This is a genomic window from Yersinia sp. SCPM-O-B-9106 (C-191) (assembly GCF_026183365.1).
Lineage (GTDB): Bacteria > Pseudomonadota > Gammaproteobacteria > Enterobacterales > Enterobacteriaceae > Yersinia > Yersinia rochesterensis.
Genome location: NZ_CP110791.1, coordinates 593,988 through 618,842, shown reverse-complemented (window position 1 = coordinate 618,842; position 24,855 = coordinate 593,988). Strand labels below are relative to the sequence as shown.

Sequence of the window (24,855 nt, the reverse complement as noted above, 5' to 3'; positions counted from 1 at the left end):
TTTCTATTGATATGGACACGTTAACAAGCGCCGAAGTAATGAAAAAGACGCAAAGCGTACTAGCTGATTTGCATTTTTCGCATAGCTGAATGCATGGCAAAGGAGACCCTACTCAGTACATGGCGCGAAGTATGGTGGAAGAAAAGAGAGAGGATCAGGGGAGTGCTTCAGCCCCAATGCTCTGGTGGAGGATGTCGATAGTACGCTGTGCCAAGGGCGTTAATTGGCGTTGGGCTGAGGTCGCCAATACAACCCGATTGAGAATGGGCGGTGACGTTGGGATCGCCACTAATCCTTCTGGACGATAGGGGGCATCCAACGCGTTTGCCGGTAAAATAGCATAGCCGAAGCCTTTTACTACCAGCGCCAGCAGGGAGGATACGGCATCAATCTCCATGACCACATTCAGGGCTACGTTATGTCGGGCGCACTCAATCTCAACCAGATTACGCAGCATATGCTGGCGACTGGGGATGATCAGCGGGTAACGAGCCAGATCCTGCAAAGGGATCACTGTTTCGCAGGCAATGGTCGCAGACGCCGGAGCAATAAGGCACAGTTTCTCCGTCCAGAGCAGTTGGTAATTCAGGTGGGTGCTCGGTAATGGGTTATACAACAAGGCGATATCTAGCTCGCCCAGTATCAGTCTTTTTTGTATCCAATAGGTCAGGTTTTCTGTAATCGCCAACGAAGAGTCAGGAAACTCCGCAAAGAAGGCGGTCACCAGATCCACCGTCAGCAACTTGCCCAGCGTCGGGGTCATCCCGACAGTTACGGTTCCTTTGAGGATCCCACATTCGCCTTGCAGGGCCAATTCAGCGACCTCCACTTGGCGCAAAATTCCCTTGCCGTGCTCCACCAATTGACGTCCCGCAGGGGTTAGCGTGACGCCACGACCATTGCGCTGTAATAGGGTTTGATTGAGATCAATCTCCAACTGGCGCACCTGACGGCTGACTACCGACTGCGACTGATCCAGCGTGAGAGATGCCTGAGTAAAACTCCCCAGCTCCGCAACCCGAATGAAACACTGTAGTTTTTTTAGATCCACGATCGCTTAAGTCCAGAAATAATATGAGCTAATTATCCTTAAGGATAAGCGGTTAATGAAAGACAACGTTGTGAAAGGGTTCACAGATGGCTCATGAGTTTGATAGTTCAGCGGCAACATTCGCTTTTGGCACCCCGCGCCCACCATTTACGGTTTTGTCGAACGCACCTTAGTATCAGTCAGGGCCATGATGGTAATCCTTCCATATGCCGCCGTGAGTATATAAACGTTATCGAACCAACATATATACTCACACGCAGGTTGATGTGGGGTAACTCAGATTGACGTCGGTTGACTGAAAAGAGAGGGAAAGCCTTGCGGGGACTGGATTTTAGGCAAAAAAAAAGCCACCTTACGGTGACTTGTTTTTCATACTAATGGTGCGAAGGCCGGACTCACCAATATCAGACAACCCACTGATATCAATGTAATTTATTTTTAACACTAAGAGCTTGTACCCGCACTTGTACCCACAAACACCATTTCGTACAAAAATTGAGCTATTTCAAACTATTGTTGATAAGAGCCCAAGACTCAAGATTATACTATTTTTTACCGACAAGTAATCGTCTGAAGGATTAACTCCTCTCTGCTAACATCCCCGGATAGTGTTTGGCGATAATGCCATTCATCTTGTCAATCAACTCAGGCTTCCTAAACGTCAGATGTGCAGAGCCTTTCATGAAGTACTTTATCAAAAAGTAATCATCTTGATAGTCCTTTGCCATGTGCGAATTGGCGTGAATATGCTCAGACAACCGGCTTGTCACATCGCCCCGGTTGTCTGGGATCGCTTTACCGTCCAGCAAGTGCAACATGCGCTCTAAATCCGCCAACTGGTCTCGCCGGTAACCCTGGTTCAGGGTAAAGCCCCATTGGTTGCAACTGACCAGATTGCTGATGATCAGCTTTTTACCAAATCGGCATGGGCTATTGGTTTTATAGTGCCAAGACAACCCTTTGAATAAATTGATGACGCCGCGTTCAAATACCTCGTCTTTCTGCTGGTGAAGTTGCTCAAAGGTACTGAGTATGTTGGCTTCGCTGACGGCAGGAATATTATCTCCCTCAAGGTTTCTGTACCACTGGTCACGGGCTTGGGCATCCATCAGGCTCAGCATCCCTGATTTTTTCATCAGGTCTCGCCATATACCACGATCGAGATTGCAGGTAATCACTTTCATGGCTGTTTCTGCTTTCTCCATGAACCAGCAGCCAGTACGGAAGTCTTGCCGCATGGCCCAGTCCTTTGCAATTCCACCGCCGATGCTGCTGGTAATGGCTGAAATATCCTCAAGCTGGTGGATAAGCGCGTCAATCTGCACCAGTGCGGTATTACGTGCGGTGATGATACGTTCAATGCTGGTGGAGCAAATCACATCGGTGTGGCCGGTTAGAATCTGCGGCTCGTCGATAACTGCGCTGAGTGAAGTAGACATCGTAGGAACTCCATAAAAGCAAAACGCCAACTCTTGTTGTTGGCGTCGAGGAAGAGGGATTTTTCAGGTGGCAGTGCCTGCCGTTCAAGACAGTTCCTGATACACCGCGATATAGACATAACCGTGACTGCCCAGCGTATCCGCTTCACAGACAAATTCTCCATGCCGAACCGTAATGCCTTGCTGACGGCGTGGATCCAGCGCCCCGGACAGCAGCTGCGATTCCAGTTTGGTTATCAGCGCGGGGAATACCGCATCAAGAGCCTGAGTGGCTTGAGGGGAAAAGGTGCCGACAATATTGGCTCTGTCACTCAGAAAGTGCAGGTGTGTTCCCTCCTGTACCAGCCTGGCTCCCAAACGTGGCGTAATGTCACGTTTCAGGCCCCATGTTGGGGAAGTAGTAATGTGGTTATTCATGTTAACGGTCTCTGTGGAATAGGATTTAGGGGTTCGGTTGGGTGCAGCAAGGTGGGCGGGAAATGTGCACGCCACAAGCCAGCAGCCTGGCGAGCCCGCACGATATCGCCCTTGCTCAACATCGGGTCTTGCGCCAGTGCGCTGAACCCGTTACGACCAATTCGCACTAATGCATATTTCTCAACCAGTGTGTTTATGGTGTCACCCACGGAAATCTCTTGTTCTATCTGCTGTGCAATCACCTGTTCATCGTGATAGGGCGTATCGTTGAGGCTCAGGCCGTAGTGGTGCTCCAGCAGGAAAGTGAGCAGTCGCTGATAAATAACAGGCACGGGTAATGCGCCCGATGTGATGGGACATGGTTTCATGGGGATGTTCTCAATGTGGATAATGCGGGATTACGTCAGGAGACGAGCGGTGGTATCACCAGTCGAATGTGGTGAAACCGGGCAACACATTGCCCAGAGCATCAATATGTAGGTAGGTTAGCCCATGACGTTTCATCAATGTGATGACCAGACAGCGGCAGGCTTTGGAGAGGCCCAACTGTCTGAGTCGCAATACCGGGTGGTTCCAGGCATTAAGTCGAATCAGGTAGCCTGTGCCGGTAAAATGGATCCATTCGCCATCGCCGAATGCCACCTGACAATGGGATATCCGGTACAGCAGCGCATTGTCACCCTCGGTGATATGTGCGGTACTGCATTGCAGACCGCGAAGGGTCAGGATGTGGGTTTGTTGGATAGTCGTTAACATGGCAGCCACCCCAACTCGGCTAACGAAACCGGCTCGCTCTCACCGATAATCAGGTGGTCCAGTACGCGGATGTCGACCATGTTCAGTGCATTAACCAGCCGGGCAGTCAGTGTACGGTCAGCCTGGCTAGGAGTGGGGTCTCCGGCCGGATGATTGTGGGCGATGACAACGGCAGCACAGCGGTGGTGCAGTGCCCGAATAACGACTTCGCGGGGGTAAACTGTGGTGGCATTAAAGGTGCCGACAGAAACGGTTTCACTGGCCATTAAGCGGTGGCGGTTGTCCAAAAAAAGCACCATAAAACACTCCCGCCCCTGAGGGCGAAGATGGAGTTGCAGCCAGGCTTTCACTGCCTCGGGTGAGGTCAAGGTATAGGGCCGGTGTCGGAGTTGGGTTTCCAGTATCGCCAGTGCCTGGCTGATAATCTGTTGCTGGGCAAAAGGCAAGGTGGGGAGTGAAGCACGCATAGGCTGATGTGGCATGGGGGAACTCCTGCTTGTCAGTCAATCAAGTCAAAAATGGCCTGGCTTTCAGGGTGTTGTAAAGCATATTTGCGCAATCGGTAGAAGTGTTCGGTCATCGCCTCACTTTCCGTTCTGCAGGCACAATGGCTGTAGGTCATCAGGCAGGCGATGATTCCGGCTGCTTCACGACTGACGGTGGCCCCGTTGCCATTGAGTCCGTTAAACAACGCGTAGTCTTGCTCCGTACCCGGCACCATAAATGCGCCGCCGTCGCTGAGCGTATAGTAGTCCCAGAAGTCGCCGCGATAGTCATCACACAATCGATCCAGCCAACCAAACACCTGTGGTTCAATCAAAATCCATTGCGGTATCTCACCAAAATGGTCTGGCCAGAAGTGAATGCGCTGAGAGTCGGTAACCGGCGTGGCGGTTAGTGTATCCATCTGAGTTGTCGTTGGGATATTCATGAGTAATGTCCTTCTTTAATAAAGATAAATAGCAAAACAGGCCCTCCGGGAATACCGGGGAGCCTGTTTATTTAATGAGTTAAGAATTTGATTCAATATTTAAAGTCGTGAGTGAAGATAGGACGCGGGGAGAGGCAGGACCTCTTAGATTAAAAACCCGTTATCGTCGGGATAACGGGCGGTGGTTTTCCCTGAATATTGGCATAAAGTCTGTGCCTGACTGCTGTTTTAAAAACCTTTTGCTGACAGGTAACCCTATCAATTTTATCGATGGGTAAAGAGAAAAGATAATGGGTTGTGCAGATCAATAACACGAAACCGATCGTTGAAATCGATCGTCACTGGAGGTGTAAGGCTGCATCATGCCACTGCTTGCTTAAGTTGTTCAGCCATGACCCACAGTGCCCGATTGAGTTTGATGTCACCATCAATACCACTGATAGCACGGGTCCGGGCACGTTTTCCTCCAGTGCTCTTACCCGATAGCCCGCCTTTGGTCAGATTCTCCTGCACACGCTGAAATGTTGTCCAGAGGTCATCTTTCTTATCTTCCCAGCGACGAGGCATCAGGATTTGGGACTCCGTGACTGGATGGTGCTCCTCACCGTAACGATAGGTCAGTGCGGCGTGGGCCAGTGCATGTTGGTGCTCCGCGGACAGCGTCAATGACTGCATACTTTCACGACTTTCTTCTATCTGGTCAAATATCCCCAGTACTTCGTAGGCCCCTTCAATCACCTTTTCCACCACATCCCCTTTATGCGGTACACGAATTTCGCCAAAACTCTGACCACAAACCAGACCGTTGCTACAAATTTCACGAAACATACCCGGCAGCATTTGATAACTACTGGAGCCATCATGGCTGTTGAGCAGAACAATCTCCTGCACTTCTCTCTGCGTGATTTGCCCTGTTCGGCGTAACCGCACCATATGCTTGGTATGCTCACGTTTATCCAGGTCTCGTACCCGGGTCTGGCAGGCAAAGAACGGCACAAACCCTTCTTCGCGCAATTTATCCAACAAGGTAATAGTGGGAATATAGGTATAGCGCGCACTGCGGGAGGCATGCTTGTCTTCGCCAAATACACTGGGTACATAGTAGGCCAGTTCATCATGGGTCAAGGGGCGGTCGCGGCGAACGGAGTTCACCCGGCCAAAGCGGGACGCTAAACGGGTCATGATTAATTCCTTAACAAAAAGTGGGCATAAAAAAGGCCACCCCGAGGTAGCCCTGATTGAATGACAAAATTGTTTACGGTATCGCGGGAGGTAAAATCGGTTGGGCAATGTGCTCCTTATCAGGCAAAGCTGCGGGCTCTTCAGCCCGGCTTCTTTCATCCCGATAAAGCTGCAGTTTCACCAGAAGCGGTGTCTTACGCGACTGCAGGTAGCTCAAACACCATTCCCGCTTCACCACCATTCTCACCGGTGCGGGTAAAAGCTCATAGGCTTTGGTGAAGACAGATTCAACAAAAATATCGTCGTTTAATTTATCTTCAGCGATATTCAACAGCCCATTGATAACGATATTTTCAAGCAACGGTTTATATTTTGATAAGCGAGAAACTGACGGTTCAACAGAGCTGTCCAGTTCAGGCTCTTCAACTGTTTCAATTGGTATATCGACAGGAGACGTCTTTCGGGCAAAGCTTAATTTATCTTTCAGCCTGCCGAGTTTCCCTTTGGTATTTTCAGGCATATGACTATTATCCTCCAGGCCAGCAGGTCGGGTGTTCAGGTAAGCGTGGCAAGTTTTTTGACAATCCGGATTAGGTGTAACGTCGTGAGCGCTGCCCCCATACTTTTGATTGTTATAGAGTCGCTGCGCATTAAAGTGACCCCTGTAACGATCAACACAACAGGCCAGGTAACATCCGGCATTTCAGGTTTGCAGGTGTCTTTCGGCATAAAGAGTTCCTTTCTATATACTGCTCTGCGGATTGAGGCATTGTTTCCAGGAGATCCCCTTTAACAGTTCAGATAAGCCATGACTGGAAAAACTCCCGTATTCATGACCCATTTGTAATACAACGATTTTACTGCTGGGTGGAAGGTGGCTGAGTGATTCAAAGAATGTCTGGTCCGGGCTAAATTCATCTGCTCCGACCTTCAGGGTCAGCTGTGACATAGGACCTGAAGACGTCCAGTGACCTTCTGTTCCGTATCGGACTGCAAAATCACCATTTTCACCACAGGCCAGTTCAAGCTGTTTACCCGATTCATTTTCTGTCGTGAATATTATTGAGCTTTCATTGCGGGCCATTTTCCAGTCACTGCTTTGTGTCGATGTGATAGAAGGCTGATTATTAGTGGGATCCTCAATGTCCACGGCATCAAAACTATCGCCATCTTTAAAACGAATTAAAGTCGTACCGCGATAAGTCAGCTTGACAGGCCATTGCACTCGCCAGCCAGTACCTGCTTCCGCATAATCAATTTCGTAAGACCTGACGCCGTCGCGATCCATGCCTTTCCCTGTAACCACTTCAATCACTGAGCCACACTGAGGGGGAGATTGCTTATATTTGTTGATGATTGCGCAGCCATTGGCTTTCAGGTCGGCAACGACTTTGCTCACAATTGCCGGATCAGTTTCCTTTGGTGCCGGTTCGGGAAGAGCTTGTGGTTTTAGCGGATGTACTGGAACGAAATTAACAGAATCATCCCGCACAGTGGGATCGTCGTTCTGCAGAGTCAGATAGACAGGGCAATCATTGTCACCCACACGGCAAGACTTGGCTATTGCACTGCGCAACGGCCACCCGTTGAAGCCAATGTATTCTGCACCCACTTCATCCTTGCACCAGGTTCTTTCCATTGTGATATGACGGCTAGCGTGTGGGACCGTGACAGTGGACATCAGGCAAGTCACTGCTTTTACAGGTTGATCGTCGTCACGTACCGTCGATTTCTGGATACTCTCAGGGACAAAAGATGCAATTCCGACCGAGTCATATCCTTCTTTCTGCAAATTACTCATGTTCAGGGCATCATGCATATTACCAGGACGAACCTTGCCAATAGCGCTGACCATCTTATTATTTAAACGCTTTAAATTGTCACCGCCTTTATCATTGAGAAAAAAGGTATAGCGTTCAGGATGAATTTCTCCATAGACATCCAGCGCTGAAGATACGGCGGGAATAAGCAACGTTACGCTGCTGAGTGATAACATAATGAATCTACGCATGAGATATCCTTTCAATTAATTAATGGCTGGTGCAATCCTGCCAGGTGATGTCCTGCAGAGCCTCTTTCAGGCCCTGAGCACTGAAGGGGGCTGATTCCCCACTCTGACGCGAGGAGAAAGTGATATTGTCTTTTGCACTGCTGTATTTGAGTGCGGAAAAGGCTGAACTGTTCAGGCTGTACGCCTTCTTGCCTATTAGCAATTGGACATCATTAAGGCCTTCGCTATTGACACGGTAATGTCCTTTCGTATCTTCATAAGTCACTGCCAATTGACTATCACTGCAACGCAGCGTCAGGGTTTCTCCTGCTTTATTGTTCGTGTTCAACGCAAACTCCATGACATCGATATTGCCGTACCATTTCCCCCACTGCTGCTCCCCGACGACGGCTTGTGTTGTTGCGCTAAAGAGCGTCATTCCTGCAAGTAGCAGTCCTGCACGTATAGTTTTAGTCATTGAGTCTCCTTAAACCCCGTTTAATGGGGGCATGTTGTCGATAGGCTCGATGGCCTAATGTAATGAAAATCAGAATATTCTTTTGATAGATACAGAGAATGCTTCTGTGCAATCGTATTCATTTTTCGGGAGATGGGATAATCGTTAGTGCAGATCAATAAGCTGAAACCGATCGTCATAACCTATTGATTATAACGATCGACTTGTAATAATTGATAGGTATTACCTATTTATGCGTGGTGTTTCGATCGGTGTGTTAGATCAATGAGTTACAAATATCTGGCTAATAAATTACTCAGATAGCATCACCTAAGTGATATAGAACTGAAAAAAACTGAGTTCGCTTTATTAAAAATTCATAGCACAAAGAAAAATAGATATACAAAATAGTATTATTTTCCCTTCTTCTTTTTCCTCTTACGTTTGGAAACTTTACTTCTAATTACAATTTCATTTTCTCTAACTGTAGAATCGGTAGAAGCACTTTCATTAATATGATCAAGCACATCAGGAATATCATGTAAATCAGTAGAGCTTAATATTTTTGGAGTAATTTTCTTTTTATTGATACTGATGAGTTTCCTGCTCTTATGGACCTCCCATGCTTTTTTGAATCGCTTAATAAAAAAATCATCTGCTACATAATTAAAGATATACATGAATTTTATGGCCATGTATTTTTCATAAGACCCTGATGGTCTAAAAATAGACAATAATTCGCCATGATGAGTGGGCGGTGAATTATATATTGCGGATGGAGTGCCATCCAATGTTCTTTTTTGTTTTGTATTCAGCCTGCTCCTGTCCTTCTGTATATAATTCCATGCCCATTCACATTTTTTCTTCTCTTTTGTTGATAACGGAAAGTTAACGTTTAAAGTATAGCGTCGCTCCCATTCCAGCCGGATTAATTTCATAAAATCAAGTTTTGCGCGTAAATTAGTAGGTACTCTGTCAAAAAAATCTATAACAGCTTGTGTGCGCTCTTTGTTATTAACTGGGTATTGAGTAAGTTGAAGTTTGCTGTAAATAAAATCGTGATCTTCTAAGTATGTGCCAGGTCTTAATTTAGAAACAATATTTATATCAGGGAGTAATAATGAATTTTGTTCATGAGGTATGGTTTTTATATAGACCCATGCAAAGTAACATGCGTCTGGACATTTTTTAATCCATGAAAATTCACTTTCTGGCACTTTAAGATTTTTGAAGATATCAAATAAAACGGTGTAAATTGCTTTTACTGATTTGTCCTTTATGGTTATTAATGCCTGATTAATTGCATTTTCCGCAAGTTCAAAATCCTGCCCGAACACATCATTAACATCATAAACCCCCTTAAGATCGGAAAGTATATTGAAGATTATAGCTTTGTCTTTATCGGATAAATACCAGAGAAATAATCTAAGATCTCTTTTGTTATTAATTCTCGCACTATGAATTGACTGAGTCATATCTATCTACCTTCACTATCCGGATTGCTCTTTACACTAAAAATTTAGTGTAATAGCTAGTTAATTAAGTAGTCAATTTTTTAGTGTTTTTATAGGCTAAATTGTAGTGCTTGATATCATTGAGTGACCTGTTTCTTCTGGCTTATCAGCTATTTTATGAATTCATAATTTCAGTGTTTAATGAAATTCTTCTACGCTCCTTCAATTCGATTCATATGTGCAGTCTATAAGCTAGCCACACTTAATGAGATTATGTAAAACCAAACATATTCAACCCATGACATGAAAGGATGCCGTCGGCGTCCTCCTGAATTACACCGGGACCTCTCATGAACATGATTGATATTTATAACGACAAAATGGTCGACATGGCTTTTATCGTCAACTTCACTGGTATGACTGATAAATGGTTTTATAAACTTATCCAGGATGGTAAGTTCCCTGCACCTATTAAAATGGGGCGTAGTTCTCGGTGGCTGGAAAGTGAAGTAGTAAACTGGTTTAAAGAAAGAATTAACGAATCCCGTGTTGAATAAAATTACTCTTTACATCCTGCAGTAATAGTCACTAACTTTATACATACCTTTTAGTCTCTCAAGCCTTTATCTTCCGGGATAAATACCTTATTTCAATTGAGGCTCTTATTTTATTGGTGTTATCATTGTTCATAATTGACATCATAGTAGGATTATGATTACACATTACTATTGTTATCACTATTTATTTCATAGTAGTAATAGTGATTAACCCATTAGTTCAATCGTTACTTAACCGTTCAGTTAAATTACCAGAAAAACAATATAAAGATGCAAGTGTGTATAAATACGTATAATCCTTACCACAATCACCCAGGTGTATTGTGGCTATATCACGGATATAAAAAGCATGAGTAAATCAAAAGATATATTCCTAAACTGCTCTGAGTTCCATAATGAAAACAACTCAACGGTAGTATCCTTAACAGATAACAGTATTAACATTGAAAAGCTCCATCACGTATATACGTTACTAAAAACGATAATACGTAAAAAGACATTGCCCTTTAAAATATTGCTTAATAACTCGAATTATAAACAAACCCATCATGCTATCGATGTATTGGATGTCATGCGTCTGCTTGACCAGATACCGGATACGTTCCTGCAGTTTCGTAAGCTTCATCCATTAATTACCTGTTTCCAACAAGTACGTAAACGCTATGATTTTTATTGCAGAGTTTACAATGGCGTGATGATCAATTCAGATACGACTAATACCGCTATCATGCTGAATAAGCTGGTAACCGAATATCGTGATGAAGAGAGTAAGTCTGCTTTCAGGCAAGACCTCAGGAAATACCAGAGAAATTCAATTAAGAATCTGAAGGGGGTAACGAATTATATTCAGCATCTTTTTAATCAACATGCACGGTTGCTGGTTATTCGTCTGGACCTGTCATGGGCAAAAATACATTCAGGCAGTATTACGCCAGAAATAGCAAAGCAACAACGTCAGCAGTTGCTTCGCAATATGAAAAGAAAGCGACTATTCAAACATGTACTGGGAATGGTATGGAAACTGGAATATGGGTCAGACAGAGGTTTCCATTATCACACCCTGTTCTTCCTCGATGGTAATAAAGCTCGCCAAGATATCCGTATCTGTAAACAGTTTGGTGAGTATTGGACGTCGGTTATTACAGAAGGCAAAGGCACGTACTTCAACTGTAATGCACAGCCTGAACGTTATGTGAAGCCAGGTATAGGAATGGTGAAACATGACGATATCGATAAGCAGGAAGGACTACAGCGTGCCGTGGGATATCTGACAAAGATAGATACCTTTGCACGACTGGCGTTACCCGGCAACGTAAGAACTTTTGGCAGAGGTGAAGTGAAAACCCTCAACAAAACTGGCAGGCCCGGCAGGAAGCGTGCTCAATCTTCGTAATACCTCTACAGACCAACATGATGCCTGCGGTTCTCGTGGGCATTTTTCATTCAATGCCGGAGTTCATCATGTCTGAATTTGTATTTGCGCCACACGCCATCACGCGCCACGGAGAATGGGTTACCCCCTTAACCGCAGCGCAGGAAGATTACGATATTCTGTTTTGTGAATATTGCAGACTGAAAATAAGCGTTGTTATTGATGAGCTTACCGGTGTGAAAAGTTTTGTTCATACACCTGGCAGTTTGGACGGTGTAAAGCGGTTGACTACCTGTTGTTTCAGTTCTGCAAATGACCGTCAGAAATCTAAGGCCGGTGAAAATGCCCAACAAACTGAGTGGGGGATAATCAAACCCCGTCGGCTTTCCTGTAATACCCTCAAACGACGCTGGAAGTGCTGCTGGTGCAATCATCACTGGTACGGGACCAAGCAGTGCCCCAAGTGCCAAGATTGGTTGTACGCGTTACCTGCGTGATGAGCGTTGGCCTTAAGCCGCTTTGCGTGAACTGGTGACGACTAGTAACTGCCAAAATGACATTAACATCTAGAAATATAATGAGTTGTATTGACCAAATATTCTTGGATAACATCTAAAGATACTCAACCTTATAATTTTTATAGCTTAAATTACTTACACAAGCCTGGCTGTGCCACCGATGCTGAAGGATAGATAAGATCCTAGAAATCAATTAGAGTAATCTTATAAAAAATACCGCCCTCCTCGTTACTTATGGTGTAAAAGATGGACATCTTGCTGGCCCCTGGCGTGCTGGTGCGTAATGGCATTTTGCATATTGCTTCAATATTGAAAAATGATGCGGCTCCCGGCTATGTGACTATTCTATTAGTCGCCGCTCTTTGTATTATCATAGTACGCTGGCGAAAGCTGGTTAAGCGCCGTCTTACTGCACTTGGCAGCATCCATGCCATTATTGCCAAAACCCCGGAAGATGAATTTAGCCAGCATGTAACTAATGTCGATGCCAGTATCGCTGCCTTAAATATGACAGAAGAACAGCAAAATGTGGCCGAGGCATGGAAGGAATATCGGGAAACCCATATTGTCGACGATCAGGACGGTAAGCTTGTCGTTCGCAATGCTGTTCGCCCTAGTCAGTTTTTTAATTTGGATGATTTGCATTTCACACAGGGATTCTGGCGCATCGTTCCGGGATTGTTTGTAACTATTGGTCTTTCTCTGACCTTCCTCGGCTTGATTTCTGCGCTTAATTCGATGAGTACCTCTCTGGACGATGGCGGTAGCGCGGCATTAGAAGGTTTACTTACCATCGCCTCAGCGAAGTTCATCATGTCGCTCACGGGCCTTTTCTGCTCAATAGTTTTTACCATAGGCTTGCGTAGCGGCACCTCACAGCTGGAAAAAACAGTTCATAGCCTCAATAGTTTGATTGAAAAACGCCTGACATTTATCAGTCTGGAAGATTTATCCATTCGTCAGCTAAAAGCTACGATTGAAAGTCGAGAACATTTCCGAAAGCTGGGACTTGAGATGGTGGCAGAAATTGGTCGACCACTTCGCGAAGATCTGCCAAGAGCGATTTCGGAATCCATCAGCTCAGCAATTACCCCAGTCATAGAACAAGTTAGCCGCTTAGGTAATGATGGTGTCGGCGAAATGGTACAAAGTCTCTCCTCGCGTTTTTCTGAAGATGTTGGCCGGGCCTTAACACAAGCCAGTGAGCGTATTTCGCTGGCAGGCGATCAAATCAAATTGCTCGCGGAAAGAATGGATCAAAGCTCAGGGAAAATGGGCAACGAAATGGAAAGCGCTATTGGGCGCTTAGGTCTGGCGGTTGAAACACTGCGGGAAGGTATGTCACAAACAGCTGAAACAGCAACGTCTGCATTTAATCAAGGTGCCGAAAATCTGCTGGCAACCATGAACTCAACGCTACAAGGCATTAAAGACAGTACGGGTGATGGCGCAAGAGCAATGGGCGAAGCAGCTGCAGATATGAAAGCCGCCGCCCTGGGGATCCGAACAGAAATGGAAACCGCAGCAAAACAGGGCGCAGAAGCCGCACAAGCTCGCATGTCAGAATCTGCCTCACAAGCGAGTGATGCTATCGGCCAGGCTGCGACAAACATACTGAGCGCATTTGATAATACCGCCGGAGAGATCACCAAAGCGACAGAAACGATGACTCAGAACGCCAGCAGCCAACTTCTTTCCCCTCTTTCTACCATTGCGGAAAAACTGGAAGGCGTCATGGGTATGCTTGACGAAACAAGTACCGCTTTACGTCGTGCTTCAGATGGTATTAAAGAGGGAGCCATTGCCTCTGAAAATGCATCAGGTAGCTTCCGCTCGTCGGCTCAATCACTCACTGACGCAGCTAACCCGATCCGCTCGGTGATGGAGCGTATTGAAATCAGCACGCGTCAACTACGTGAAAGCAGCGAGAATAGCCTTTCAGCTATTGCCAACGCAGCGAAAACGAATGCTGAGCAATCCGCTATGACACTGTCGGCAGCGCAAGAGACATTGGGTGGACAGCAGCGTGCGGTTGAATCCACTCTGACTAACCTTCAGTCTCTGATCACTGCATTACGTGGTCAGGGTGAACGGCTGGATAGTATTGATGAGAAGCTCGGCAAGGCGTTCGACTCTTATCAGGAGCAAGTTGCAACGTCTGTAGAAACACTGTTTGATCACGTTAAAACTATGCAGTCCGCGTTAATGCCAGCACTGGATACAATGCAGGGTATTGTCCACCAGGCCGAAAACTTTGCGCCTAAACAGGGACGCATGTCGTGAGAGGGAACGCCAATCGCAAGCGTTCAAATGAAGAGGAAGAAGAATCCGTCTTTGTTTCAATGACGGACATGACGGTGAGCTTCCTGTTTATCGTTATGGTGCTGCTCGCATTCTTTGCCAGCCGGTATAACGATAAAAATACTGTTCCCCGCGACGAATATGAACAAGCTGTTCAATCACGCGATAAAACGATTGAAGATCTCCGCTCTGAAATAGCAGCATTGAAGCGAGTTGATCCTTTGGAACAGTATATGTCTCGCGCAGCAACAGCTCGCCTTAACCTACTTTATCAGCTACGCGATAATCTCAAACAGTCTTTTCCATTGTTGCCAGTTGATGTGATTCCTGAGGAAGGAACTCTGCGTTTCCAAGGCGAAGGGCTATTTATCAGCAATAGTTTTGCCTTAAACGATGACAAGCGAAAGATTGTCGAAGCGCTGGCAAAAACCCTCGACTCACTCCTGCCCTGCTATACCTTTAACCAGAATACGGGTTGGAACAAAAGCTGTAATCCTTCATTCGCCATCATTGAGGCTGTTCAGATTGAAGGCCATACTGACTCGAAAGGTGATGGTGTTTATAACCTGAATCTTTCGACTAACCGTGCAATAACGACATTTACCAGCATGCTTGCGGCTGCACCGGATTTGGTCGCACATTTCAATATGCGGCATCAGCCGGTTCTTTCGGTTGCGGGCTACGGTAAAATGCGTCCTGTTCGCCCTAATGACACACAACAGAATATGGCAATGAATCGCCGCATCGATCTTCGCATTATTATGCATACACCAGCCAATGCTGCAGAAATTGAAGACATTCGCCAGCGTCTGATTGAACCGTTGAAGAAGAGCATGCCATGAAATTGAGCGATATCTTTCTGAAGCCAGTCGCACTTTTCAAGCCAGCAATAGCGGTATCAAAAGGTTTATCGGCCAAGATTCAAGCCATTCATGAGCGCTGGCCAGATGTAGTTAGAGAGATTGCCGAACACGATCGTGAAAAGGTTTTACGCAAGCTGCTCGGGTATGTAGAAAGCTGGCAATGGGATGAGGTGAAAATGTCATTCATCTGCTCTGGGGCACCGATTGTTTTTGATAAAGAATTCAGAACTCAGGACGACTTTGCCGCGCTGCAAGAGTTTTATCTGCGGGAAACCATTGTTACGGACTCATCATCCTTTATTTCCGCAATGATTTCGGCATACATTCGCAGTTACGAACCTGGTTCAGCGCACACAACCAAAATTAAAAACTGTCTTGATATCTCCAGCGAGCACATGAGCGATAAATGGAAAGATGTTATCGATCAATTACCTGAATTCTTTGACGCTAATCAGGCGCATCAAGCGTTGGCCGAAAAAATGGTGATGATGGACTCACCATGGAAAGAGCTCAAACAGTTTGGCATCACACACCCGCACGAGCCGGGTTTAATGTCGCATGCTCATCTAGCGTATATCGCGTTGCTTAGGCCTGAATTAAATGAAAAAGCAACCATTAAGAAACTATTTGCCTGGTTGAAACCCGATGGCAAAAGTAACGCGTTAATGAGTGGTGCTTCTGAGGCCATCAATGCGTTGTTGTCACATTGGCTGTATAAGCAACCCGACGAGGGGCTCTCACGTTTTCTGACTGAAACACTTGTAGCTTTTTACGAAGATCCACGCCTGAGTCGCGGGGGCGTATGGGGCAGCGTGGATGAAAAATGCCGTAATCTCATCATTAACTGGCTTACGCGTGAGAACATTTTGTTCTTCCTGGATGTGGTCTCGAAAGTGGAAGACAGCCATATGTGGGAACCACGGCGTGAATTTTGGTTAGGGCTTTATAACCAAGGAAAAATCACTGCAGCGTGGGTAGCGTTTAGCAGCATTGCCTCCCAAAAAGCAAAAGAAATGAAAGGTTCTATGAGGGACTCTTCAACGCTGAACTTCGGAATTCAAACGGCTCTTGGTAATCGTGATAAAACCTCATTGCTCATTTTACAAATTGGGAAATGCATCGTAATTGAAGGTTCACACAGTTATAAAGTTCATATTTTCAGAAATGATAACAAACGCAGCCCAGAACTGTACCAATTACAATACAATTGCGAACAAATCCGTATGCTACCGAATCCTGTTGCTATTCCACATTTCAGCGGCTGGCAGGATAAAGTGCGTGAACAAATTGAGTATCTGTCATGACATTTACCTTCGATCATAATGCAGAAACGATCACTCTGAATATTGCTGAAGAAAAACAGAGTTTAATCAACCGTCTGTTTAAACGGCAGCAATCCGCAACATTATCTGGTCTCACACATAACGATCGCGCCTTAGCTTTCGCTATAGCCGATCTGAAAGCCCTGGCGGAAGAATTTGAAGAACATTTGCACATAAGTCATGATTCTATAGAAATGAGTCACCGGTTGACTGGCCTACTTGACTCAGAAACAGCACAGAATCTGTGCTTACCTCCTCTTGTCGATTTGACATTAAAAACCGACATTGAAGGTTCATTAGGTAGCGATAATTTTCGTTTACAACATGAATGGCTACGCAACGGTGTTCGCCAAATACCACAACGAACAGGGGCAATTTTAGCCACATCTCAGGGTTTACGCCGGTTGCCATTATGGATGATGGAGGCCATTGAAGTCGCAGAAAAATTTACACCGGGCGGCGGTGAAGCATCCGACTGGGAATCGCTGGCTCGTTTCAGGCAGTCTCTCGATCCCGGCGTCCAGATGGGCAATGAGCTCAATGCCGTTCGGGTATCGATGACCGATTTTATGCAAGGTTTAGAAGTCTGTATTGCGGATCGTTTTTCTATTTCCACCAGCTCAAATGGCTCTGATGATTTCGAAATAGTCCCTTTCTCTGGCAGGAACATAGAAGAGCTAGAAAATAACGGAAAAGCTGTCAGCGAAGCTGCAGGTGAGCTACGTGAACAAACTTTACGTCGTTTCCAGCAACGTGTCAGAACTCAAGGGGCTCTTTCCGCTTATCGTGTTGGCGAAGGCAATTATCTGGTCATTGACCGAAGCGCACGCCCTATTCTTGACATCATGGTACAGAAGCAAAAGTCTGCACCTGAAGAGCGACGCGCTTTTATCGAAAACCCACGACCTGCAATTACCGATGCTGTTGAAAAATACCTGAGGCAATCAGGTAAGCTGGATGGGCTCGATGAGGTCGGCGAGGAAGAAGCAATTGAAGCCATTTCAGGTCCCGCTTTTATCGAAACCGTTGAGTATTCCGAACGCGTTAAAGGTATTTTGCATTACCGAAAAGGTGCTGTTTCAGCGCACATGACTGGCGAAACGGTCTGGTTACCAGAGGTAATTCCCGACGCTCTAGCCAAAATTATTGATGCGATGGATAGCCACGCGCTGGCAAATGTCTGCGAGCAGATACGTAATGCCATAGATGCATCGCAACAGGAAGTTGAAGTCGCTTCTTATCCAATTAAAGCCACCGAAGACACGTTAGGCGCACTTGAAAAGCGACTGGCTGATCTTAAACAGATCGAGGCCGCGACAGAAATAACAGAAAAGAAAGATAAGCCCACAGTTGATAACCCACATGCTGCTACGGTTATCCTTGATACCAAAGATAATTTTGAAGAAATATCTTGGAGGCCGGACCTTACAGAACGTCCTGTATTTATCGACGAGCAACTGCCTACAGGCGTTAAAACCGCATTGCGATCGCATCAACTAGAGAGCTTTAGCCTGCAACTTTCTTCGTGGAAGTCAGGAATGCCTGGCATCTTGAACGCAGATGAACAAGGATTGGGTAAGACGCTTCAAACCATTGCATTTCTTCGCTGGTTAAAAGAGAACAACCGCGTCAATACTGCCAGCAATAAAGAATGCGGACCGATATTAATTGTGGCGCCCACATCCCTCCTGGAAAATTGGAATGCAGAGGTAGTACAGCATACTGATGGCGAAGGGCTCGGCCATTTGCTCCGCCTATATGGTTCATCATTAAGTCAGTATAAAAATTTCGATGCTAAAGGTGTCGAGACAAAAGATGGTACTCACTTACTGAATTTTCGGCAGCTACATGAAGCGATCGAGGAGGGCAAAGGCCATCGCTTCTGGATATTAACAACTTACACAACGCTCACCAATTATCAGCATTCCCTTGCGAAAATTCATTTCTCAGCCGTTGTCTTTGATGAAATTCAGGCAATAAAAAATCCTGACTCGCTTCGCGCCCGTGCAGCTCGAGCCATCAATGCTGACTATCGAATTGGCCTTACAGGCACACCTATTGAGAATACAACAAGTGACCTATGGGCGGTCATGGATCAACTGGCCCCCGGGTCTCTCGATACGTTACGTAATTTCAATAGCCTGTACAGCGAACCTGATGAACAGAATATGCTTCAACTGTATCAGCTGGTTTTTGAGCCTCGCAATCAGCTACCGCCTTTAGCGTTTCGTCGTTTAAAAGAAGACGTTGCGAAAGAGCTGCCCTCTAAAACACGTTTTCTGCATCCTCGTTTAATGCCTGAAGGGCAGGCAATTGCCTACGAAACCGCCCGGCTCAAACTTTCGCAAGGTGGTCCTGGCGCCGCACTGAAAATACTACAGCATATACGTGGCGTTTCAGTTCACCCGGCGATGGAGATGAGTGGAAACAGTCAGAGTTTTATCGATGCTTCTGCTCGCCTGAATGCATGCTTCAAAATTCTGCATCACATTAAGGCAAAAGGTGAACGTGTTCTGGTTTTCATTGAGCATCGAAAGATGCAATTCCGTTTTATGGAGTTAGCACGACAAGAATTTGGCCTTGAGAAAATTGATCACATTAATGGCGATACGCCTATCCAAAAGCGTCAGACTATTGTACGTCGATTCCAGTGTCATCTTGAACAGGATGGTGGCTTTGACTTATTAGTTCTCGGTCCCAAAGCGGCAGGAACAGGCCTGACATTAACTGCCGCCACTCACGTTATTCACTTGTCTCGCTGGTGGAATCCGGCTGTTGAAGAGCAATGTAATGACCGCGTTCACCGCATCGGACAAAAGTATCCAGTTCAAATCCATATGCCTATGGCCATCCATGCAGGTTATCAGGAGCATTCTTTTGACTGTTTGCTTCAAGGACTAATGTCACGAAAGAGAAACTTAGCACGTGCTGCACTCTGGCCAATGGGCGACAGCGCAGGTGACATCTCGCAACTGCAAGTGGCCTTGAAAAAGGAACAAAGTAAGGCAAATGGAGATGTTCTGGAAATTAGTATTCGAATGATGTTTGAAAGAGATGCTGAAACTGATGGTGCGCAGATGCATGATGGCTCCTATCGGATAAGCTAATTTCCATGATTTGTTTAAATCATAATAGAGGTAACAAGGATGTAACGGTCAACTAATACCGTAGCTCTTACCATCGGAGTTATAGAGCTGCGACTTGCAGACCTATAACCCATTATTTAAATGTGGGAAATTTGAACAATCATAGCGATTGCGATAAAACATTGATTGGGAAAGAATCACAAAGGTGAGGTCAATGGAAAGGAAGCAACAGTCCGAGGTCTGCGTACATCGTCTTGAAAAAGAAAAACCCTATTACTTTCCACCAGAGCAACAAAAATCTACTCCAGATTCCTTTTTCCAGCATACGTTAAAGCTAGCTTGGGATAATCGCGATTACATTGCGACCTGCTGCTGTGATCCGGCTCAGGAACTTAAGCTTTATATCAGAAGCCACAAAGGCTCCGGTCCATTTACTCTCTGCCGTAACCCAAACACCGGCCCCAGGCACAAACCGTCCTGCTCATATCACTCTCGTGTAAATACTGATGGTGGTGCAAAAGCATATTCATCATCGGCTGTCAGGGAAGAGGAGGACGGGACTCTGCGCATCGGGCTGGATTTTTCGTTATACGTATCAGCGGCTGCCCCTGAACGCGCAGCTCCGGCTGCAGTGCATCCCCCAAGGGAAAGAAAGCAAGTCAAACGCCTTAGGAAAATGAAAATGCTAGGTCTTCTTCATTTGCTTTGGGAAAATACGGGGCTTAACGAATGGGCACCCTGGCTGGAAGGTAATAGAAGGCTTACAACAGTAATGAGCCGTTTGTATAAGGAAGCCAGCAACATTAAACAAGGCCGCACAGTTCTGGCCAATGTTCTGTTGTTACAAGGAAACGAGCATGGCAATAAGAAGGCTGTCAATTACGCCTGCACGAAAAGTCGCCGTCTGATCGTCATCTCAGAACTGAATGAGTGGTCTTCAGCTCTGAATGTTGGTAATAATCTGCCTCTGGCAGGAACAACGAAGAACGGCCCCCCTGTCGGGATGCCATATCTAACCATCGATTACTCCCGTTGGGAAAGTTCCTTAGCCAGATTTCCACGTGATGTAGCATGGTGGCGACGTGGTGGTAAAATTATCGCAATTGCAGTTACAGACGTGCCAGAAGAGAGAAAATCTGCGAAGTCTAACAGGGTATATTTTTCCGCAAGTGTTCGTCAGGTTGTTTTAATGATGGTGAGTGAACGGTGGATCCCACTCGATTCATCTTACGAAGGGCTTATTGAAGAAAAGCTAGCTAAGGAACGACGCCAGTTTATCAAGCCATTGATTTATGATTCTGCGGAAGATCAGTATCATCCCGATTTCATACTCACGGATGTTAATGGTTCAGACTTCGTTCCACTTGAAGTTTGGGGGCGCGACACTGAGGATTATTTACAGCATAAAGCAGTTAAAGAAGAATGGTATCAGCAGGAATTTGGTGACTCCTGGTGGTCATGGGACGCTGTAAGGGATCGGAGGAGTGAAGAAATACCGACCTTCCCACCGCGAAAGAAACACTACGAATTCAGATACCCTATCGAGAAAGAGTCTTAGGGAAGTATGTAAGCTGCTGATGTTAATCTAACCCTTTGATTAGCTCAATACAGTTGGAACCCATCACATTAGTCAAAGAATAAGTGATATCAGAGCAGAGGAAACATCACGATGGATCTTGTGGATAGTATTGAAGCAGGCAAACTGACACTCAGTGAATTGATTGATACCCTAGCCGAAGATGAAAGTTATGAAACATCCAAGTGGAATCAGCGATATCGTGAATTTACGGCGCTGCTACAGCAAGCCCCTACATTCATGGGGCCTGAAACGGATGATTTAGTCAAACGACTTTGGTATGAACGTGATAACGGTATCGCCAGCATTCGTCAGGGTGTTCCGTCTTTGGCGGAATATCAGCAAAGCCTACCACTGCTCAGAGAATTAACCGAGCGTATTCGCCAGCAGCCGGATGAAGCAACTTACCAATATGTTGGCGATGCTCTACAGCAGGCTAAAGAGACCGGACTCCTGAAGCGTATGTATTGGAGTTTGAGAAATCGTGTTTTTGCCGCGTTTTCGCCTGAAACCTGCACCAGTACTGTGGATGAGAATGCTTTTAATAAAGCGGCAGAATTCCTAAATAAGCAATTCCACCTCGGTTTGGTACTGACCGGAAATTGGTTACAGAAAAATCATGAATTGAAACAAGCCATACATGCCCAATCTCCCAATGCAGATCCTTATTACGTGAATATGGCTATTTGGCATTTCTATGAATTGCTCCGTGAACGCGATAATGAACAGAGACAGGAGAAAGCCTCCAGCAATATATCCACATCCGACACTGAGTTGACGGATGTTAAACCCCCTTCGCATTCCCCAACTAACGTGATCTACTTTGGTCCACCAGGCACTGGCAAGACCTTCACATTGCAGCAAAAGATGAAAGAGTATACCTCTCATGCTGTACCAGCCGATCGTGATGCCTGGCTGGATTCTCGCCTTGAATCGTTGAGTTGGATGCAGGTTATAGCACTGGTGTTGCTCGATCTTGGTAAACGAGCGAAAGTTCGCCAAATGACGGAACACCAGTGGTTCCAACGTAAAGCGCTGCTGAATGGCCGTAGTAGCAACTTTTCGCAAACTGCTTGGGCGACGTTGCAATCCTTCACCATACCAGGATCAACTACTGTTGCTTACAAAGGTCGTCGTGAACCTGCAATCTTTGACAAAACTGCAGATAGTGAATGGTTCTTGGTTGAATCTCAGTTAGAGCAAGTGGATGAGCTGTTTTCTCTTTATGCAGAGTTAAAGCAAGGTCCTAAATCTGCCGAAGCCATCCAGCGTTTTGCAGTGGTTACTTTCCACCAATCTTACGGCTATGAAGAATTTATTGAAGGTATCCGCGCGCGATCTGACGAAAGTGGCAATATCTCTTACCCTATTGAGCCGGGGATCTTTATGCGCCTGTGTCAGCGTGCCAATGCCGATCCAGCACATCGCTACGCCATTTTCATTGATGAGATCAATCGTGGCAACATCTCCAAGATCTTTGGCGAATTGATCTCGCTCATTGAAGTAGACAAACGTGCAGGTATGTCCAATGCAATGAGCCTGCAACTGTCTTATAGCGGTGATCACTTCAGCGTACCCGCCAATGTCGACATTATTGGAGCCATGAATACAGCAGACCGTTCTTTAGCTCTGATGGACACAGCTTTGCGCCGTCGCTTTGACTTTGTCGAGATGATGCCAGATCTCTCGTTGTTGAGTGGAACTAAGGTGAAAGGCATAGAACTCGAGTCGTTGTTAGAGAAACTCAACAGCCGCATCGAAGCACTTTACGATCGAGAACATACACTAGGGCATGCTTTCTTTATGCCGGTAAAAAATGCACTCGATGCCGGTGATGAAGAGGCTGCATTTAAACAACTGAAGATCGCATTTCAGAAAAAGATCATTCCGCTGTTGCAGGAATACTTCTTCGATGACTGGAACAAGATCCGGCTGGTGCTGGCAGACAACCAAAAGCAAAACGACAGCCTACAATTCGTGATTGAGAAAACCGACGATCTAGATACGCTTTTTGGTAACAATCATGCTTTACGACGCCATGATCAGCAATCGACAGCTTACGAGCTCGAAGCATTTGATGAAGAGATCTGGAATATGCCGCAGGCTTACCGTGCTATTTATCAGCCACAGCAGACCACTCTTAATGAGCGGGCAGTAAACCATGAGTGAAGTGATCTCTGTTTTTGAATATGATCTGTTAGGAAGCGGAAAAGCGGCATCAATTGGCGCAAAACCAATTCCTCAACAGGTCTTTGATTATTTAGAAGAGCTTAGCCTAACCAGTACTCAAGGAAGCCAGTTTCTCAAACTCACCTCCCGCTCAGGTTTCAAATTGCTGCAGGTGCAAAACTACGCGGGGATGCTTTCCACACCTCACGGTTTCCAGCTTGAGATACTGCCCAAGGTTGGTAAAAATCTCACAGCTGTGAATGCACGTGAAACATTGCTGACAATGCTAAGCCATCTGCCTGGGTTTCGACATATTCAAACCCAGCAAGCCACTCTCCAGGCTCAGCGCATGCCTTTGCTTGAAATTTTTATCAGTCAGTTTTTGCATAGCGTCAGCCAATTACTTAAACAAGGTTTACGATCCAACTATATGAGCGAGCAAGGTAACCTGTCTTTTATGAAGGGTAAACTAATGCTTTCCGCGCAGTTGCGACATAACGTGGTGAGTCGTCATAAGTTTTGTGTCGATTATGATGACTACATGCCGGATTGTGCAGCCAATCGGCTCTTACACTCCACGCTGGATAAGCTTCTTAGTCTGAAACTGTCATCAGAGAATCAGCGCTGGCTTTACGAGCTGCGCTTTGCGTTTGACGGTATCCCACTTAGCCGGGATATTGAGAGTGATATAAGCAGCTTACGCCTGGAGCGTGGTATGGCTCATTACACCGAGCCAATGGCTTGGGCGCAGTTGATTCTGAGGGGAATGAGCCCGAGTGCCTTGCAAGGAAACGCCAAAGCCATGTCTCTCTTGTTCCCTATGGAAGCGGTATTTGAGTCCTTTGTTGCTCAAACTCTTCCCGACGAATTGCCCTCTCACTTCAAAGTTAAATCGCAGGCTGCCACTTATTCCTTGGTGAAACATGGGGCTTACGACTGCTTTAAGCTTCGCCCCGATCTGTTGGTTCAATCACGCCAGCCGGTTCAAACCAAAATGGTGATGGATACAAAATGGAAGCTGGTGAATAACAGCCAGCAAAAAAAAACCCTGTATGGACTAGCACAATCTGACTTCTATCAAATGTTTGCCTATGGCCAAAAATACCTTAGTGGAACAGGCGAGATGTATCTGATTTACCCCGCGCATGATGACTTTAACCAACCGATACCGCAGCACTTTGCTTTTTCAGAAACCCTAAAATTATGGGTTGTGCCATACCAGATAACAGCAAAGCCCGGTGAGAGGATGATGTGGGCGGGGGATGTGTCCAATATATAGTGACTAAGCCAGTTGGAATGAGCCAGTCCAAAACATCGAAGCTGTCGCAGCTGAAGATGGCTGTCTTGGTAGGAATCGAGACTGCAGACTCCTCATTTACCCAGACTCGTAAAGCCTTGCCGCTAGCAAGAAGCT

At 45.9% G+C, this 24,855-nt stretch carries 23 protein-coding genes; 10 read left to right on the top strand and 13 right to left on the bottom strand.

From position 1 onward, the window contains the following. Positions 1 to 154 precede the first annotated feature (154 nt). The 13 genes from OP863_RS02795 to OP863_RS02735 all read right to left on the bottom strand — a co-directional run bounded on the left by OP863_RS02795 (position 155) and on the right by OP863_RS02735 (position 9,698). Positions 155 to 1,051 carry a LysR family transcriptional regulator gene (locus OP863_RS02795; RefSeq protein ID WP_145591788.1) on the bottom strand — a complete coding sequence of 299 codons (897 nt, stop codon included), beginning with the start codon at positions 1,049 to 1,051 and terminating at the stop codon, positions 155 to 157. A gap of 578 nt (positions 1,052 to 1,629) precedes the next feature. Beyond that, positions 1,630 to 2,490 (bottom strand): DUF4942 domain-containing protein, encoded by an 861-nt coding sequence (locus tag OP863_RS02790; RefSeq protein ID WP_265525866.1) that lies wholly within the window; start codon positions 2,488 to 2,490, stop codon positions 1,630 to 1,632. Positions 2,491 to 2,574: 84 nt separating this feature from the next. Beyond that, the gene (locus OP863_RS02785; protein ID WP_145538123.1) at positions 2,575 to 2,907 is read right to left on the bottom strand and encodes a type IV toxin-antitoxin system YeeU family antitoxin; all 333 of its coding nucleotides are present in this window, start codon (positions 2,905 to 2,907) and stop codon (positions 2,575 to 2,577) included. Next, positions 2,904 to 3,275, bottom strand: coding sequence for a TA system toxin CbtA family protein (locus OP863_RS02780; RefSeq protein ID WP_265525865.1), 372 nt, complete (start codon positions 3,273 to 3,275; stop codon positions 2,904 to 2,906). Before OP863_RS02780 ends, OP863_RS02785 begins: the two co-directional genes overlap by 4 nt. Positions 3,276 to 3,330: 55 nt before the next feature. After that, entirely contained in the window at positions 3,331 to 3,663 is a 333-nt protein-coding gene (locus OP863_RS02775) for a DUF5983 family protein (protein ID WP_145495972.1), read from the bottom strand. Beyond that, positions 3,657 to 4,130 carry a RadC family protein gene (radC, locus tag OP863_RS02770; protein WP_004722498.1) on the bottom strand — a complete coding sequence of 158 codons (474 nt, stop codon included), beginning with the start codon at positions 4,128 to 4,130 and terminating at the stop codon, positions 3,657 to 3,659. Before radC ends, OP863_RS02775 begins: the two co-directional genes overlap by 7 nt. Before the next feature lie 32 nt (positions 4,131 to 4,162). After that, a complete protein-coding gene (locus OP863_RS02765) occupies positions 4,163 to 4,594 on the bottom strand; it encodes an antirestriction protein (protein ID WP_265525864.1) in 432 nt (143 codons plus the stop codon). Between the two features lie 360 nt (positions 4,595 to 4,954). Continuing rightward, on the bottom strand, positions 4,955 to 5,776 hold the full coding sequence (locus OP863_RS02760) for a DUF932 domain-containing protein (RefSeq protein ID WP_050079011.1): 822 nt from the start codon (positions 5,774 to 5,776) through the stop codon (positions 4,955 to 4,957). Positions 5,777 to 5,849: 73 nt separating this feature from the next. Next, positions 5,850 to 6,296 (bottom strand): hypothetical protein, encoded by a 447-nt coding sequence (locus OP863_RS02755; protein WP_265525863.1) that lies wholly within the window; start codon positions 6,294 to 6,296, stop codon positions 5,850 to 5,852. A gap of 35 nt (positions 6,297 to 6,331) precedes the next feature. Continuing rightward, on the bottom strand, positions 6,332 to 6,505 hold the full coding sequence (locus tag OP863_RS02750; protein ID WP_186370023.1) for a hypothetical protein: 174 nt from the start codon (positions 6,503 to 6,505) through the stop codon (positions 6,332 to 6,334). Between the two features lie 13 nt (positions 6,506 to 6,518). Continuing rightward, on the bottom strand, positions 6,519 to 7,787 hold the full coding sequence (locus OP863_RS02745) for a hypothetical protein (RefSeq protein ID WP_265525862.1): 1,269 nt from the start codon (positions 7,785 to 7,787) through the stop codon (positions 6,519 to 6,521). A 19-nt stretch (positions 7,788 to 7,806) separates the two neighbouring features. Further along, complete coding sequence (locus tag OP863_RS02740; RefSeq protein WP_145586855.1) at positions 7,807 to 8,244, bottom strand: hypothetical protein; 438 nt, start codon at positions 8,242 to 8,244, stop codon at positions 7,807 to 7,809. 392 nt (positions 8,245 to 8,636) lie between these two features. Next, the gene (locus tag OP863_RS02735; protein WP_050290234.1) at positions 8,637 to 9,698 is read right to left on the bottom strand and encodes a hypothetical protein; all 1,062 of its coding nucleotides are present in this window, start codon (positions 9,696 to 9,698) and stop codon (positions 8,637 to 8,639) included. A gap of 329 nt (positions 9,699 to 10,027) precedes the next feature. Between OP863_RS02735 and OP863_RS02730 the strand changes: the two genes are divergently transcribed. The 10 genes from OP863_RS02730 to OP863_RS02685 all read left to right on the top strand — a co-directional run bounded on the left by OP863_RS02730 (position 10,028) and on the right by OP863_RS02685 (position 24,720). Next, a complete protein-coding gene (locus OP863_RS02730; RefSeq protein ID WP_207967640.1) occupies positions 10,028 to 10,234 on the top strand; it encodes a helix-turn-helix transcriptional regulator in 207 nt (68 codons plus the stop codon). A 349-nt stretch (positions 10,235 to 10,583) separates the two neighbouring features. Continuing rightward, positions 10,584 to 11,627, top strand: a complete 1,044-nt coding sequence (locus OP863_RS02725; RefSeq protein ID WP_265525861.1) for a YagK/YfjJ domain-containing protein — start codon at positions 10,584 to 10,586, stop codon at positions 11,625 to 11,627. 68 nt (positions 11,628 to 11,695) lie between these two features. Continuing rightward, positions 11,696 to 12,103, top strand: a complete 408-nt coding sequence (locus tag OP863_RS02720; protein ID WP_265525860.1) for a hypothetical protein — start codon at positions 11,696 to 11,698, stop codon at positions 12,101 to 12,103. A 267-nt stretch (positions 12,104 to 12,370) separates the two neighbouring features. Further along, complete coding sequence (locus OP863_RS02715; RefSeq protein ID WP_265525859.1) at positions 12,371 to 14,407, top strand: hypothetical protein; 2,037 nt, start codon at positions 12,371 to 12,373, stop codon at positions 14,405 to 14,407. Further along, entirely contained in the window at positions 14,404 to 15,267 is an 864-nt protein-coding gene (locus OP863_RS02710) for an OmpA family protein (RefSeq protein ID WP_019084202.1), read from the top strand. Before OP863_RS02715 ends, OP863_RS02710 begins: the two co-directional genes overlap by 4 nt. Next, positions 15,264 to 16,592 (top strand): EH signature domain-containing protein, encoded by a 1,329-nt coding sequence (locus tag OP863_RS02705; RefSeq protein ID WP_265525858.1) that lies wholly within the window; start codon positions 15,264 to 15,266, stop codon positions 16,590 to 16,592. Before OP863_RS02710 ends, OP863_RS02705 begins: the two co-directional genes overlap by 4 nt. Next, positions 16,589 to 19,717: a DEAD/DEAH box helicase gene (locus OP863_RS02700; protein WP_265525857.1), complete on the top strand. Its 3,129-nt coding sequence runs from the start codon at positions 16,589 to 16,591 to the stop codon at positions 19,715 to 19,717. Before OP863_RS02705 ends, OP863_RS02700 begins: the two co-directional genes overlap by 4 nt. 193 nt (positions 19,718 to 19,910) lie before the next feature. Beyond that, positions 19,911 to 21,254: a DUF1173 family protein gene (locus OP863_RS02695; RefSeq protein ID WP_049599965.1), complete on the top strand. Its 1,344-nt coding sequence runs from the start codon at positions 19,911 to 19,913 to the stop codon at positions 21,252 to 21,254. Between the two features lie 111 nt (positions 21,255 to 21,365). Next, positions 21,366 to 23,441 (top strand): McrB family protein, encoded by a 2,076-nt coding sequence (locus OP863_RS02690; protein WP_265525856.1) that lies wholly within the window; start codon positions 21,366 to 21,368, stop codon positions 23,439 to 23,441. Continuing rightward, positions 23,434 to 24,720, top strand: coding sequence for an McrC family protein (locus tag OP863_RS02685; protein ID WP_265525855.1), 1,287 nt, complete (start codon positions 23,434 to 23,436; stop codon positions 24,718 to 24,720). The genes OP863_RS02690 and OP863_RS02685 overlap by 8 nt, the downstream gene beginning before the upstream one ends. The last annotated feature ends 135 nt before the right edge of the window (positions 24,721 to 24,855 follow it).

Bases quoted from the DNA above. Each gene is read 5' to 3' on its own strand.
- OP863_RS02790 (WP_265525866.1), bottom strand. From the start codon at position 2,490: ATGTCTACTTCACTCAGCGCAGTTATCGACGAGCCGCAGATTCTAACC.
- OP863_RS02785 (WP_145538123.1), bottom strand. From the start codon at position 2,907: ATGAATAACCACATTACTACTTCCCCAACATGGGGCCTGAAACGTGAC.
- OP863_RS02780 (WP_265525865.1), bottom strand. From the start codon at position 3,275: ATGAAACCATGTCCCATCACATCGGGCGCATTACCCGTGCCTGTTATT.
- OP863_RS02775 (WP_145495972.1), bottom strand. From the start codon at position 3,663: ATGTTAACGACTATCCAACAAACCCACATCCTGACCCTTCGCGGTCTG.
- radC (WP_004722498.1), bottom strand. From the start codon at position 4,130: ATGCGTGCTTCACTCCCCACCTTGCCTTTTGCCCAGCAACAGATTATC.
- OP863_RS02765 (WP_265525864.1), bottom strand. From the start codon at position 4,594: ATGAATATCCCAACGACAACTCAGATGGATACACTAACCGCCACGCCG.
- OP863_RS02760 (WP_050079011.1), bottom strand. From the start codon at position 5,776: ATGACCCGTTTAGCGTCCCGCTTTGGCCGGGTGAACTCCGTTCGCCGC.
- OP863_RS02755 (WP_265525863.1), bottom strand. From the start codon at position 6,296: ATGCCTGAAAATACCAAAGGGAAACTCGGCAGGCTGAAAGATAAATTA.
- OP863_RS02750 (WP_186370023.1), bottom strand. From the start codon at position 6,505: ATGCCGAAAGACACCTGCAAACCTGAAATGCCGGATGTTACCTGGCCT.
- OP863_RS02745 (WP_265525862.1), bottom strand. From the start codon at position 7,787: ATGCGTAGATTCATTATGTTATCACTCAGCAGCGTAACGTTGCTTATT.
- OP863_RS02740 (WP_145586855.1), bottom strand. From the start codon at position 8,244: ATGACTAAAACTATACGTGCAGGACTGCTACTTGCAGGAATGACGCTC.
- OP863_RS02735 (WP_050290234.1), bottom strand. From the start codon at position 9,698: ATGACTCAGTCAATTCATAGTGCGAGAATTAATAACAAAAGAGATCTT.
- OP863_RS02730 (WP_207967640.1), top strand. From the start codon at position 10,028: ATGAACATGATTGATATTTATAACGACAAAATGGTCGACATGGCTTTT.
- OP863_RS02725 (WP_265525861.1), top strand. From the start codon at position 10,584: ATGAGTAAATCAAAAGATATATTCCTAAACTGCTCTGAGTTCCATAAT.
- OP863_RS02720 (WP_265525860.1), top strand. From the start codon at position 11,696: ATGTCTGAATTTGTATTTGCGCCACACGCCATCACGCGCCACGGAGAA.
- OP863_RS02715 (WP_265525859.1), top strand. From the start codon at position 12,371: ATGGACATCTTGCTGGCCCCTGGCGTGCTGGTGCGTAATGGCATTTTG.
- OP863_RS02705 (WP_265525858.1), top strand. From the start codon at position 15,264: ATGAAATTGAGCGATATCTTTCTGAAGCCAGTCGCACTTTTCAAGCCA.
- OP863_RS02700 (WP_265525857.1), top strand. From the start codon at position 16,589: ATGACATTTACCTTCGATCATAATGCAGAAACGATCACTCTGAATATT.
- OP863_RS02695 (WP_049599965.1), top strand. From the start codon at position 19,911: ATGGAAAGGAAGCAACAGTCCGAGGTCTGCGTACATCGTCTTGAAAAA.
- OP863_RS02690 (WP_265525856.1), top strand. From the start codon at position 21,366: ATGGATCTTGTGGATAGTATTGAAGCAGGCAAACTGACACTCAGTGAA.
- OP863_RS02685 (WP_265525855.1), top strand. From the start codon at position 23,434: ATGAGTGAAGTGATCTCTGTTTTTGAATATGATCTGTTAGGAAGCGGA.